Source organism: Arcobacter acticola (assembly GCF_013177675.1).
GTDB classification, from domain to species: domain Bacteria; phylum Campylobacterota; class Campylobacteria; order Campylobacterales; family Arcobacteraceae; genus Aliarcobacter; species Aliarcobacter acticola.
Window position 1 is genome coordinate 641399 of record NZ_CP042652.1, and the last position, 14194, is coordinate 655592.

Annotated in this window: 14 protein-coding genes; 6 read left to right on the forward strand and 8 right to left on the reverse strand. The window is 27.1% G+C overall.

Going from position 1 to position 14194, the window contains the following annotated elements; translation table 11 throughout:
- Nucleotides 1-15 precede the first annotated feature (15 nt).
- From AACT_RS03345 to AACT_RS03375, 7 genes are all read right to left on the reverse strand, one after another.
- Nucleotides 16-2028 (reverse strand): TonB-dependent receptor plug domain-containing protein, encoded by a 2013-nt coding sequence (locus AACT_RS03345; RefSeq protein WP_172124956.1) that lies wholly within the window; start codon nt 2026-2028, stop codon nt 16-18.
- A complete protein-coding gene (locus AACT_RS03350; RefSeq protein WP_172124293.1) occupies nt 2009-2572 on the reverse strand; it encodes an IS630 family transposase in 564 nt (187 codons plus the stop codon). Before AACT_RS03350 ends, AACT_RS03345 begins: the two co-directional genes overlap by 20 nt.
- A 43-nt stretch (nt 2573-2615) precedes the next feature.
- A complete protein-coding gene (locus AACT_RS03355) occupies nt 2616-3014 on the reverse strand; it encodes a helix-turn-helix domain-containing protein (protein WP_172124295.1) in 399 nt (132 codons plus the stop codon).
- Between the two features lie 144 nt (nt 3015-3158).
- The gene (locus AACT_RS03360; RefSeq protein WP_172124958.1) at nt 3159-4136 is read right to left on the reverse strand and encodes an ABC transporter substrate-binding protein; all 978 of its coding nucleotides are present in this window, start codon (nt 4134-4136) and stop codon (nt 3159-3161) included.
- Between the two features lie 35 nt (nt 4137-4171).
- Nucleotides 4172-5413, reverse strand: a complete 1242-nt coding sequence (locus AACT_RS03365) for an NnrS family protein (RefSeq protein ID WP_228720528.1) — start codon at nt 5411-5413, stop codon at nt 4172-4174.
- Nucleotides 5410-6177 carry an ABC transporter ATP-binding protein gene (locus AACT_RS03370; protein WP_172124960.1) on the reverse strand — a complete coding sequence of 256 codons (768 nt, stop codon included), beginning with the start codon at nt 6175-6177 and terminating at the stop codon, nt 5410-5412. Before AACT_RS03370 ends, AACT_RS03365 begins: the two co-directional genes overlap by 4 nt.
- Complete coding sequence (locus tag AACT_RS03375; RefSeq protein ID WP_172124962.1) at nt 6168-6947, reverse strand: ABC transporter permease; 780 nt, start codon at nt 6945-6947, stop codon at nt 6168-6170. Before AACT_RS03375 ends, AACT_RS03370 begins: the two co-directional genes overlap by 10 nt.
- A 106-nt stretch (nt 6948-7053) precedes the next feature.
- On the opposite strand from AACT_RS03375, the gene AACT_RS03380 reads away from it, so the two are divergent.
- The 6 genes from AACT_RS03380 (at nt 7054) to AACT_RS03405 (ending at nt 12464) form a co-directional block, all read left to right on the forward strand.
- A complete protein-coding gene (locus tag AACT_RS03380) occupies nt 7054-7689 on the forward strand; it encodes a Crp/Fnr family transcriptional regulator (protein ID WP_172124964.1) in 636 nt (211 codons plus the stop codon).
- Between the two features lie 207 nt (nt 7690-7896).
- Entirely contained in the window at nt 7897-8031 is a 135-nt protein-coding gene (gene hemP / locus AACT_RS03385) for a hemin uptake protein HemP (RefSeq protein WP_216658217.1), read from the forward strand.
- Between the two features lie 79 nt (nt 8032-8110).
- Nucleotides 8111-10096 carry a TonB-dependent receptor domain-containing protein gene (locus tag AACT_RS03390; protein WP_172124966.1) on the forward strand — a complete coding sequence of 662 codons (1986 nt, stop codon included), beginning with the start codon at nt 8111-8113 and terminating at the stop codon, nt 10094-10096.
- Nucleotides 10097-10203: 107 nt separating this feature from the next.
- Nucleotides 10204-10743 carry a PepSY-associated TM helix domain-containing protein gene (locus tag AACT_RS03395; RefSeq protein ID WP_172124968.1) on the forward strand — a complete coding sequence of 180 codons (540 nt, stop codon included), beginning with the start codon at nt 10204-10206 and terminating at the stop codon, nt 10741-10743.
- Between the two features lie 34 nt (nt 10744-10777).
- On the forward strand, nt 10778-11836 hold the full coding sequence (locus AACT_RS03400; protein WP_172124971.1) for an IS630 family transposase: 1059 nt from the start codon (nt 10778-10780) through the stop codon (nt 11834-11836).
- Complete coding sequence (locus tag AACT_RS03405; protein WP_172124973.1) at nt 11826-12464, forward strand: PepSY-associated TM helix domain-containing protein; 639 nt, start codon at nt 11826-11828, stop codon at nt 12462-12464. The genes AACT_RS03400 and AACT_RS03405 overlap by 11 nt, the downstream gene beginning before the upstream one ends.
- Before the next feature lie 2 nt (nt 12465-12466).
- On the opposite strand, the gene olsF is transcribed toward AACT_RS03405, so the two are convergent.
- A complete protein-coding gene (gene olsF, locus AACT_RS03410) occupies nt 12467-14179 on the reverse strand; it encodes a bifunctional ornithine lipid synthase OlsF (RefSeq protein WP_172124975.1) in 1713 nt (570 codons plus the stop codon).
- Nucleotides 14180-14194: the final 15 nt, after the last annotated feature.

Genomic DNA, 14194 nt, shown 5'->3' on the forward strand with positions numbered 1-14194 from the left:
AAAATACCTCTATTTCTAAAAAGTGATTCTAAGACCAGTAAAATAATAACTCCCTACATTTGTACCAATTTCTTCATCAACCTCTTTATTAAAAATATTGTCAACACCTAAGTAATACTCGATATTTTTATTTATTTGATATTGAGCACCTAAATCAACCAATGTATAATCATTTGTTTGTTCAGTATTTGTTGAATTTGAGTATTGTTCTCCTATGTATCTAAGCATTAAATTTGTATTTAAATCATTAGTGATTTTATAATTTACACTAAATGAAGCAGAAATATCAGGTGTATAAGTTAACTCTTTTCCTGTACTTTCATCTTCAGTTTTTAAATATGTAGCATTTAATCCAAGGTCAATATCTTTATTTAAATCATAATCAAAAGATACTTCTGCTCCTTTTATATCAACTTGGTCAATATTTTCAGATGTATAATATTTTGTAGAAGAACTTGAATCATTGTATGAAACAAGATCAATTTTGTCTTTAACTTTATTGTTAAATATTGTAAATACAGATGAAAGATTTTCATATTTATTTGATAATGAAAGCTCAAATGTTTGAGATTGTTCAGGTTTTAAGTCATAAGATTCTGTTTTAATAGTATTAATAACCTCAGAACCATATCTTTTAGCTCCTTTATAATACATAGAAACAACATAAAGTTCAGCAATATCAGGAGTTCTATATCCTTGAGCATAATTTGCTCTAATACTTGTATCCTCTGCTATTTCTTTTACTAATCCTGCTTGAAGAGTAATTTTATTATCAGCATTTGAAATATTGTCATATCTTGTACCAACTATTGCATTTAGTGTATCAGAAATTTCTATTTCATCTTGTATAAATAAAGATTCATAATTTACAACTTTTGTAATAAATTCACTAGATGATGCATCTGGATTTATTGCTCCTGAATCTCTAGTCTCTTTTCTGTATTCAAGACCCGTTGTAATAATATTTGAATCATTTAAGATATAAGTTAAATCTGATTCTAAAGTATCAATAGTTACATTTGCACTAAATTTAGTATTTGTAGCACCATCAAAAGTTAAAGGATCAGTATAATTTCTTTTTTTGTAGTATGATCTATACACTTTTGTATTCATAGATAAATCATCATTTATAAGATATTTGAAATCACTTGAAATATCTATTCTTCTATTTTTATCTTCAGAATTTACAGGAGTATTTGTAATTAATCCTCCACTTGTTGCTGACGCATTTCCTAAGTATTGTCCTTCTCTATCTTCTGTAAAATAGCTTAAATCAAGACCTGCTGTAAAATTATCTGAAAAATCATATTCTAATCTTGTTCCTATAGTTTTAACAGTTGCTTCATCTTTATAAGTCACATCATAGTTTCCAGAAATATTATCTAAAGAATTTCCATTTAAATCTGCTCCAGAACTTGGATTAATAGCTTGTTGTGTATAAGATTTATTTACTTTATAAGGAGTTGTATCATCAATAGAAGTATTAATTTTATATCTAAGTTTATCAACGCTACCTCTATTTGTAAAGTTTACATTTTTATTTATAGCATCACCATCACCATTTGAGCCATATTTTAAATCTAATGTTGAAACATTTTTATCTATTTTTTTTGTGATAATATTAATTACACCACCAATAGCATCAGATCCATATAATGTCGACATTGAACCTTTAACTATTTCTATTCTTTCAATCATAGATGCTGTTATTCTAGTCATTTCGTATGGACTTTCAGTTTCACCTGATAATCTTTTACCATCAACTAAAATTAATGTACCATTTGCTCCCATACCTCTTAATGATATAGAAGCTTTTGAAGAAGCACTTGGATGTGGAAACCTCCCATATTGAGCATTTATCGAGGGTACTTTTTCTAAAATCTTATCTAAAGTTGAAGCACCTGTTTTTTGAATTTCTTCTTCTGTAATAACTATAACAGATGCACTAACTCCTTCTATATTTTTCTCAGTTTTTGTTGCAGTTGTTACCATTACTTCTTCTAAGTACCTACTTAAAATTAATGTCATAATTAGTTCCAAAGCCAGCTAATAAATTTTTAACATGTTTATGTAAATTATCAAATGATAAATAAGCTTCTAGTTTATGATAGTGATATTTCATATGTTTCCACAATATTTCTATTTTATTTAGTTCAGGTGAATATGGTGGTAAAAATAATAATTGTAGTCCAAGCTTCTCCCACTTTTCTATCTCTGCTTTAAAAAGCTTACTTGTGTGAATAGATGCATTATCAAGTATGACAACAGTAGTTTTTGTAATCTGATTTACAAAATCATTAAAGAAATCTATAACAACTTGTGTATCTACTTTTGTTATTGTAGTTTTCGAAAAGAGATGATTATTCTTTGTATTTAAAAACCCTAAAACATTTATTCTTTTTGCAAATCTATTTGATGGAATTTCTACTGGCTTACCTATTGGTGACCAATAATAAGGGATATTTGAATCAAGTGAAAAACCACTCTCATCAAAATAATATGTATCAATCCAATCTTTAGCAGACCAGCTTAAAACATTAAGTATTTGAGCTTTTTTGGAAGAATAATTCATCCACTTCTTCTCTTTAAATATAGTGTTTCTAGCTCTTTTAAAACTATATTGTATATTTTTTTAAATATCTTTTTAAGATTTGAGGTGATACTTTTTTAACTCTTTTTGACTCTTTATTAAGAGCTATACAAGTCTCTTTGATACTATTTGTTTCAATAAGTTTTTTTACTTTATCAATATCATTTTCATTTAGTGCTGGTTTTCTACCACGACCAATTTCATCAGATAAATTTTCTATTTGTTCTTCTTTGAATCTATCAAACCATCTATAAACTGTTCTTGTTGACTTATTGAATATTTTGCATATCTCTTTTACTGTTATACCTTCATTACTTAAAAGTATAGATTTAGCTCTTTGTCTTAATTGCAATGAATTACCATTTTTTACTATTTTTTCTAATTCTTTTACTGTTTTATTATTTAAATTACTTATATATCTCATATAGTATTATAGCTAAAACTAGCTTATAAAACAAGACATTAATTTTGATTAATTACTTAAAGAACTATTCGCAAAGCTATTTTGAACTAATGCTAGACTTGTAATCGCAGAAATTAAGACTAATTTTTTCATGTTTTGTTTTCCTTATTTGTAATATAAATTTGTATCGGGAATTTTCCCACCTATTGATTTTGGCTCACTATTTTTTAAAATATTAAAGAAAGATTCTAAATCATCTTTTGCTTCAATTGCATTTATGCTTTCAAATGAAATATGAGAAATAGAATCAGCTAAACCATTTTCTTCTAACATTGGAAGCTCTTTTACTATAAGTTTTGAAGCTTCAACAGGATTTTGTTTGTACCAATCAAGTGATTTTGAGTACTCTTGCAAAAATCTATTTATTAATATTTCTTTTCCTTTTGTATCTCCTATATAAGCTATTCCTGCTTGTGGTAATTTAGCTTTAGTTTGAAATAATTCTCCCCATTCTTTTTGTAAATCAACACTTCTATACAAATCAGGTGCAACTACACTTATTGGGAATGATTTAGTTTTTCTTAAAGCTATTGAAATAGCAGGTTCTGCTAAAAGTGCATGGTCAACTCTTCTTAAAATTAACATTTGCATAGCATCAATTGGACTTGATACATATCTAAAATTGAAATCTTTTTGAGGATCTAAACCATGCTTTTTTATTAGTTCTGTAAGTACAATATCAGGCATATCTGCTCTAAATGGAACAGCTATTTCTTTTCCTTTAAAATCTTTTAATGATTTTAAATTAGGGTCTCTACTTATCATTCCTAATATTCCCCAAATAGATACATTTAGAAGCTTAATATTTACACCTTTGTTATATAGATTTGCTGCAACATTTGTAGGAAGTGCTATAAAATTTATGTCTCCATTCAAAATCAAAGCTCTTAATTCATCTGGATTTTTCCAAAGAACAAACTCTATATTTATTCCCATATCTTTTAGGGATTTATTTTTTGCCATATGTATTATTGGATGTGATACACTTGCAAATGGCCCTGCTACTTTTATTGTCACTTGTTCTTTTACTTCACTTGAAAATAGTGAAATAGCCATAAATAAAACACTTAATATTTTTTTCATAAATATCCTTTCCTTTTTTTAATAATTTAGTTTTCTTAACCTGGTATTCCATCTGCTCTTTTATTAAGCAAATATGGGAAAAATATTTTCATATAAATAATAAATGGAATAGCCCATAAAATAGATGAACTAATATATGCCATCATTATAAACTCTTCATAATATGGAATAAAACTTCTAATAAAAGTTGATAAGATAATTAGAATAAATCCTATATTCAGCCAGATATTTGTAAAGAGTAGTCTTCCTGTATGAACAGTAGAAATTACAATCATAACCACATAAAAAACCATTCCAAAAACACCACTTGTTAGAAAATGTCTAAAATGATTTAAAGCAAAAATCTCATCATTTAAATAGTCAAATCCTAAAAAGCCATAACCTAAAGCCATTAAAATTAAAATACTCATTAAATAAATAATAAAAGGTTTAAATAAAATATTGTTATCTTTTAAAATAAAATCATTTAATATATTTAAAATAGAAGCAGCACTTGCAAGTGCAAGATAAGCTAAAATAGGGTTTTGAGGATAAAAAAATTCTGTTAATGTATAAAGAGTTACACAAAAAATAGCTAGATTATATCTAGGTGATCTTGCATAAAATGTTTCATCAATTCCTTCATGCTCTAACAACTCATTTATAGCTTCCATATTTACACGTCTAATTGCTAATAAAACAAGAACCATAAATAAACCAAGAGATAAAAGCATTGTAGAATGAGTATCAAATGAGATTAAATTACCAGCACTTGCAAAAAATAATACTTGAGCTAAAATTAAAGAAACAAGTGAAAATCCAAGTGATATATGTCTTTTTGTAACATCAGCAAAAAGAGGTTTTATAACAAGAGCTGTGATATAAACAAGTAGTGCAATATTTAAAAACCCAACTAAATAAATACCTAAGTAATCAATAAACCAAAATCCAACTCTTCCTGCAAGCCATAAAAGTGTAATAAATGCAAGTTTTTTCCCAACAACTGGAATAGTTCCTGGAAATAATTCAGGAGCTCCCGTTAGAAAAAAAGCCATAATTCCAGCACTTCCAATTCCAAATATCATTTCATACATATGCCAATTTAAAGTATCTTCCATAAAAGGAAGTGAAATATATCCAGCAAATGTAAGTGACCATAAAATAATAGAAATCACAATATACGGAGCTAAAAGTAAAAAGATAGGTCTAAATCCATATGCTAAATATGGAGGGAACTCTCCTTTTGGGTAATGGGTATAGTGATTTGTTGCGTATTGTTTTTTTATTTCTTCAATCATTTTAATTCCAATTCAAATGTATTTATAATCGTTTCATCACTTAAAAGTTTTGCAGTTTGCTCATAAACAAATTTATTATCTCTTTGTATTTTTGGTAAATCAAAACTAAATTTTTTGATGATATGTCCAACTGGTTCAGCTTTTAAAACAAGTATTTCATCACTTAATTTAATAGCTTCCATTAAATCGTGTGTAATAAAAAGTACACTTAATTGTTTTTCTTCTATTTGCTTTATAAGTAAAGTTTGTAACTCTTTTTTAAGTCCAATATCCAAAGCTGAAAAAGGTTCATCTAAAAATAGTAAAGAGGGATTTATTACAAGTGCTCTTGCAAAAGATACTCTTTGTTTCATTCCTCCACTTAAATCTTTTGGAAACTTATAGAAATCATCTTCTTCAAGACCAAATTTTAAAGCAATAGCTTTAGCTTCTTCTTCTCTTTTTTCTTTCTTTATACCTTTTGCTTTTAATCCTAAAGAAATATTATCAAGGACATTTTTCCATGGTAGTAGTCTTGCTTCTTGAAATGCAAAAGATGAGCTTGTAAAACTATTTTTTATTTTTCCAGTTTCAAGAGTCAAGAGTTTTGCACAAAGATGAAGTAATGTAGTTTTACCTCCACCACTTGGTCCCACTATTGAAGTAACTTTTCCTTTTTCTAGTGTAAAACTGATATCTTTTAAGATATCGCTAAAACCAAAAGAGTGTGAAACATTTTGTACTATTAATTGTTCTTTTTGACTTTTTATATTATTTATCTCCATGATTCAACCTCTCTTTTTATCGGTTCTAAGATAATATATTCAATTAAAAGTAGGATTGCTATCATGATTACCACAAGCGCAAGTGCGACTGGAGTATCAAGTTGACTTCGAGCAATTGCTAAAGCTGAACCAATTCCATCATTTGCTGATAATAACTCAGCCATTACTACAATTTTCCATGCCATTCCAAGAGCACCTATCCAAGCTGGAAAAATATAAGAAAAAATATGAGGAAAATATAAATCAAATAGTTTCATTTTAAAACTAAGATGAAAACTATCTGCCATCTCTTTTAAATCACCTTCAAGAGTTCTAGTTCCTTGTAAAGCTCCTATAAAAACAATTGGAAAAGATGCAACAATCACAGTAAAAATAACAGTCATATCTCCCATACCAAACCAAATCATGGCAAGAACTATCCAAGCAATTGGAGGCATACCCATAAGAATAGTAACAATTGGACGACTCATCATAGATGTTGTTACAAAAAGTCCAGAAAGTAAACCTAAGAAAGTTCCAAAAATCAAAGAAATAGAAAAACCAATTACAGCTCTTTTTGTAGTGATTAATATTTCATTTATCATTTTTTCATCTTTTAACATTTCAAAAAGAGTTAAGAAAGTCTCTTTAGGACTTGGTAATATAAGATTTCCATATATTTGATTTCCTAAATCCCAAAATGCAAGAAATAGAAGTATTGATGCAATAGCACCCCAACCACTCCATAAGTATGAAGGAAAGTCTTTAATGATTTTTATAAGAAAGTTCATTTTTATAATCCAAAATAATAAATTTTTGGAAGTATAATGAAAATGATAGTAATTATCATTGACTTAAGTCAACAATTCTTAAGAATGATTAAGATAATATTTTTTTATGTATAACCAGATATTAAAAAAAATAGAATTCTTTAGTTTATTAAATGCAGATGAAATAGAACAAATCAATAATTCTTGCCAAATAGTTACATTAAATAGAGATAACATACTCTTTTATGAGGGAGATTTAGCTAAATCATTTTATATTTTACTTGAAGGGAGCCTAAAATTATACAAAATAGGGAGTTCTGGAAATGAAATTATAATGCACCATTTTGTTCAACCCACATTACTTGCGGAAATGGCAACTTTTCAAAATGATTCTTTTCCTGCAACTGCTATAAGTACAAGTCAGGTAACAAAAATTGCCATTTTAGATAAAGAAATATTTATTTCACTATTACAAAGTAATGGAAATCTATCTTTTCATATTATAGGATCATTAATAAGTAAGATGAAATCATTAGAACAAACTATACATAAAAATTTGGTGTATGACGCTAGACAAAGAATTTGTGCATTACTAAAAGATAATCCAAAAATTTTAATAGACAAAAAACATTCTTTCGTTGCAAAGATATTAAATATGGCACCAGAAACACTTTCTCGTAATATAAGAAAACTAAGAGAAAAAGGCTATTTAGATAAAAATAACATAGTTATTAATGATTCTTTTGATGAATTATTGGAATAAAATTTGATTTCTTTGTATTAAAGACAAATAATAAATATTTGAAAAAAAGTGTACCTAAATAAATGTAAAACTATCCATTGTTACTTATGTAATGATAATAATTATCAATTTTATAAGAAATTAAGTTTTTCTTAGTTAATATCCCATTAATATTTTGTTAACAATGATTTACTTTGATTAACAAAATAAATAAAATTAGGTATTAAAGTGAAAGAGACAACAGAAACAAAAATTGAAAGTAAAGATATTTTTCTAAAAGAAAAAAGTATTGAAATCAAACATGATGGTCAATCTTATTTTCTAAAAATCACAAAAGCGAACAAATTAATACTTACAAAATAAACACAAAATTAACTAGCCAGCGATAGTAACGTTCTCCTACAAATAGCCAGCCAATATTTTTAAATTACAAGGAAACAAATTGAAATTAAAAATTGCAAAAACAGTTGCAGCATTAATGCTGGCTAATATATCAGTTCAGGCTGAAAATTCACAATCTACACACTTAGATGATGTAAATATTAAAACAACAACAGCATTTGATGCTCAAATAAAATCTATTTCTTCGCAAGAATTAGAAGATAAGCAAGCAAGTGATGTAAAAGATGTTTTAAAATCTATTCCAAGTGTAGATGTATCAGGTGATGCAAGATATGCACAAAAAATATATGTAAGAGGATTAGATGATAAATCTTCAAATATCACAGTTGATGGTGCTAAAGTAGGTGGTCAATTATTTCACCATTCAGGTGATCAAACTATTGATCCATCGTTATTGAAGATCACTTCTGTTGAACTAGGACCAAACTCTGCTTTAAGCGGTTCAGGAGTAATTAATGGTTCATTTGTTTATGAAACAAAAGATCCAAGTGATTTTTTAGAACCAAATGAAGTTTTTGGTGGAAAAGTTACTTTAGGTTATCAAAGTGGATATGAGAGAAAAACAGGTACAGTGGCTGTTTTTGGTAGAGTAAATGACAAAGTAGAGTTCGTAGGAATTGGTACAATTTCTGATGATGGAACATTACGAATAGGTGGTGGTGAAGAGTTTACTTCAAAAGAAAGTAGACTTGAAAGTGGTTTAGCAAAAATTGTTATAAAAGCAAATGATTACAATACAATCAAACTTTCATATAATAGATATGAAGATAGTGGAGATAGACAACTTTCAGGTGAAAAAGTAGGAACAGATAATGAAGAAGACTATAACTCAATAACAAGAGATACTTTTAATATAAATTATGAATATAAACCTGATAATGAACTTGTAAATGTAAAAGCAAATACTTATTACAATGAACAGTATTTAACAAGAGAAGCTACAAGTGAAGCAACTTATGAAGAACCTGAAAGAGAGTATAAAAATACAACACTAGGATATGACTTAAGAAATACATCTTTATTGGGAATACATAAAATCACTTATGGAACTGATTATACCCATGAAGAACAAGAAGTAAGTGCAGATGGGTACAGAGTTTATACAACAGGTGTAACAGAAGATTTAAATGTAAGTGGTGGTGAAATAGATAATAGAGGTTTATATATTGAAGATGAAATGCAATTAAATAAACTAACTTTAACTTTAGGTGCTAGATATGATTACCATGAATTAGGTGGAATCTATGATGGAACATTCAAAGAATTATCTCCTAAATTAAAAGCCAAATATCAACTTACAGATGAGTTAGCTTTAAAAACTGCATACGGTCATATCTTTAAAGGTCCAGCTTTAGGTGAAACCTTAATGTTAAGTAGTACAACAACTCAAGATGATGATGTGAGTGCTCAAATTGGAAATAACTTTGAGCTTGGATTTGATTATGATTTAACAAATACTTTAAATGCTGATTATTCAATTTTTGGATTTAATGTTTATAGATATGATGTTGACAATTATTCATATCCTACAAAAAACAATAGTCTATCAAGCGAAAGTGATGTTGTTATTTGGGGACTTGAAACAATGTTCTCTTATGAGAAAGATAAATTTGGTTTAAATGCAAGTCATAGTTATACTGATGGGAAAGAAAAAGATTTAGCATCAGGAACTACATATGATCCTAAAGCTGCACATATTCATTTATTTAAAATTGCTTTAAATTACCAATTATTAAATGAATTAAAAGGAAGTTATTCTACACAGTTCGTACCTGGGAATACATGGAATGAGTATTCATCAACATCAGGGGTAATAGAATATGAAAGAGGTGGATATGCTACTCATGATGTAGACTTTACATATAAACCAAATTCAATGAAAAATACAACATTTAACTTTGGTGTTGGAAATATTTTTGATAAAAAATATGTTAGTCATAATGGTTTCGGTGCACAAACTACAAGTACAAATAGAAACTATGATGTTGGAAGAAACGTAAAATTTCAACTATCTTATAGATTTTAAAAATAAAAAGAAGTGATATTAAATCACTTCTTTTTAATAATCACTATCGTTAATAAACCATTAAAATTCATTGGTTAAAATTTCAAAAATTAAAAAAGAGAGAAAATATGCATAAAAAGTTTTTGTTCAAAGTCCATCTTATTTTAGGATTAACAGCAGGATTTGTTTTGATGATAATTGGATTAACAGGTTCAATTTTATCTTTTGAAAAAGAGATAATACAATTTATAAATAAAGATAGTTACTTTGTAAAAAATGTAAATGAACCAAGGTTGTCAATAGAAGATATATTAAATGATTTTAATAAAAAAATCCCAGATGCTAAAATAAATGCTTTAACTTTTTCAAAAAATGAAAATTCTTCATTAGTTATAAACATTGCTTCAAAAGATAAAAAAGCTAGAAAAGGAATCAACTATTATATAAATCCTTATACAGCTGAGATTTTAGCAGATATAAAAGGTGAAGTTTTTTTTAAATTTATTGAAAATATTCATAGACGACTTGCCTTTGGTGATGTTGGTAAACAAATAGTAGGAGCAAGTGTTTTATCACTTTTATTACTTATGATTAGTGGAGTTTATATTTATTGGCCTAGAATAAAACATGCATTTTTCAAAAGTATTATTACTCCACCGATAAACTAAACTAATTATATGCTAAATTTAGCTATAATTTGAAATGGAAAAAATAAATAAATTAGAAAAAAATGATGCTAGAAAAGTAGATTCAAATACATTACAGTATCTCAGAGATAGAGCAATTAAATTAAGGGATAGTGGTATAAGTAATCTTGAAACAGCTGCAATATTAGGTTTGTCAAAAATTACAACATCAAGATGGTATAGCAAATATAAAAAAGATGGTCAAAAAGCACTTAAAGTTCAAAAAACTGGTCGTCCTAAAAAGTCTGGTAAGAGACTTAGCGATGAACAAGAGGAAAAAATCATCCGAATGCTTATAGATACAACCCCAGAACAATTAAAGTTTAAGTTTGCTTTGTGGACAAGAGAAGCTGTAAAACAGTTAATTCTAAGAGTAGTAGATATTGATATGCCAATATCAACAGTTGGAGATTATCTTGCAAAATGGCAATTTACTTCGAAAAAACCAATAAAAAGAGCTTATGAAAGAAAAGATAGTGCAACTAAAGCTTGGTTGGAAGAAACATATCCAAAAATCAAAAAAGAAGCAAAAATAAATAATGCTGATATTTGGTGGGCTGATGAGACTGCTTGTGTATCAATGCCATCAAATTTAAAAGGATATGCTCCAATAGGAAGTAAAATAAAACCTATTCTTACTCATACAGCTAAAAAGTTTAAAGTGAATATGATATCAGCCATTACAAATACAGGTAAATCAATGTTTGCATTGTATGATGATTCAATAGCTACAGATAATTTTATAGATTTTTTAGAAAAAGTAATAAAATCAAATGATAAAAAAGTATTTATGATAGTAGATAACCTAAGAGTACATCATGCTAAATTAGTAAAAGCTTGGGAAGAAAAGCATAAAGATAAAATCAAACTCTTTTATCTTCCACCATACTCCCCAGAATTTAATCCTGATGAATATTTGAATCAAGATTATAAGAGTAATGTACATAAAAATGGTCTGCCAAAAAATCAAAAAGAACTAAAAGAAAACACACAAAATTATATGGAGAATTTACAAAAAAATCCACAAAAAATAGCTAACTTTTTTCAACATCAAAGTGTTAAATATGCTAGCTAATGAAATTAGCTCTGTTTATTGGGGGAGTAATACTTTTAAATTTAAAAGTAAAGGAAGAGCTTTTTTATCTACAATGCACAGCACTATTGGTATATGGGTAATTCCTTTTTATTTAATCTCATGTTTAACAGGACTTTATTGGTCATATGATTGGTATAGCAATTCTTTACACTCTTTAACAGGTGTAGAAAAACAGAAAAAAATGCCACCTAAATTTGATGAAAATGCTGTTTTATCATATACAGATGTTCAAAAAGCTCTTGATTTATTTAATGAAAATGTAAAAGATTATGAGAAAATAAATATTAGGTTTACAGCAAAAAATGAAACTTATACTTTTTCATATTTGCCAACAAATCCAACTCATGATATGGCTATGAATAAAATAGAATTAGATATAAATACAAATGAAGTTATAAAACATGAAAAATTTGAAGATAAATCTATGGCAGAAAAACTTATGAAAAGTATTTTAGCTTTACATACAGGTGAGTATTTTGGTCTGTTTGGGAAAATCATAATGTTTACAACTTCTCTATTAATGTCACTATTTACAATAACAGGTCTTATGATGTATATAGGAAGAAAAAAGAAAAAACTTAAAGAAGCGGATAAAGCAGTAGTTTAAAACTACTCTTTATCTATATATCTTTTTTTAGCACTATCTTTGATTTTATCAACTTCAACTAAAATAAATCCATCAATACAATCACCAAAGTTTTTATCAATATTAAAAGATAAAAATTTAATACCACCATCTTCAGTGATTTCACTATATTGTTTATATAAAGTAGGAACTGTAACTCCGATATTTGATAGGGCAGATTTTAAAAACTTGAAATCTTTTTTCTTATCTTCTAAATCAAAAAGCTCTTTTATTTCACTTATATTATTTGAGTATTGATAAGGTGTTTTGCCCTCAACCAAATTTACTTCCTCTTTAAAATAATGACTATAATAAAATATCATCATATCTTTTGCAACCGTTGGAAACGAGGCACTCATAGAAACAGGTCCAAACATATATTTGATATTTGGATTACTTTTTAAATATGCACCAATACCAAACCATAAATAATCTAAAGCTCTAGTTCCCCAATATTTTGGTTGAACAAAACTTCTTCCAAGTTCTATAGAGCTTTTAAGATATGGAGTAAACTCTTCATTATATTTAAATAGATTATTTGAATAAAAACCTTTTACACCGATGTTTTTAAATATAAAATCAGAATTTCCAATTCTATAAGATCCAACAATTTCAAGGTCATTTTCATCCCATAAGATAATATGTTGGTAATAAATATCATATTTATCCGTATCTCTTTTTTTATTTACACCTTCACCAACTTTTCTAAAAGACAATTCTCTTAATCTTCCAAGCTCTTTTAAAACAATTGAATCTTCGACATAATCGTATAAATAAATTTTTTTACCATCTGAAGTTTGACCAATAAGTTTTGATTTTTTTAATTCATTTAATAAATCAATTCTGCTAACTGGATGAGCTATTGCACTTTGAGTTTCAAAGAATGATTTTTTGCCTTTTTTTAGACTATATAAATGTTTTTTATAAAGATTTAATAAAAACTTTTTATCAATTCCTTTTGGAGTTATATTTTCATTTGGAATAATTTGTCCAACTTTTATAGCAATTCTTTTTGATTTTTTATTAAACATTTCATGAGATAATAAAAGTGTTGAAAAGGTTTTATTAATTACTGAAATTGTATAAAAAGTTTTTGAGTTTTTTGCATCTAAAAAAATTGGCAAAATAGGAGCATTTGAATTTTGTGCAAAGTTTAAAAACCCTTTATTCCATGCAGGATCTTTGATACCTTTAGGAGTTGCACGACTTACTTCACCTGCTGGAAATAAAATAATAGCTTCTTCATTATTCAAAGCTTCATAGATTTTTTTTATATCATTTTTTGATTGTCTTAATTTATAATTATCAATTGGAATTAAAAGTGAGTTTAATGCTTCAAATCCTGCTAAAAAATCATTTGCTACAATTTTAACATCTTTTCGCACTTGAGAGATTAATCTTAATAAACAAAGTGCATCAAGTCCACCTAAAGGATGATTTGCAATGATTACCACTTTTCCACTCGTTGGGATATTTTGTAAATCACTACTTGAAACAGTATAATCAAAATCAAAATAATCTAATACAGCATCAACAAATTCAAAGCCTTTTAAATGTGCATTTTGTGTTAAAAATTGGTTTATTGAGTCTTCATGAACAATTTTTTTTGCAACTTTAAATAAAGATTTCTTTAAAAAGTTGTCTTTTTTATTTATATTTGGAAATTTCTTTTCTATCTCTTTTTGAATATCTATCATCTATACTCCTAATTT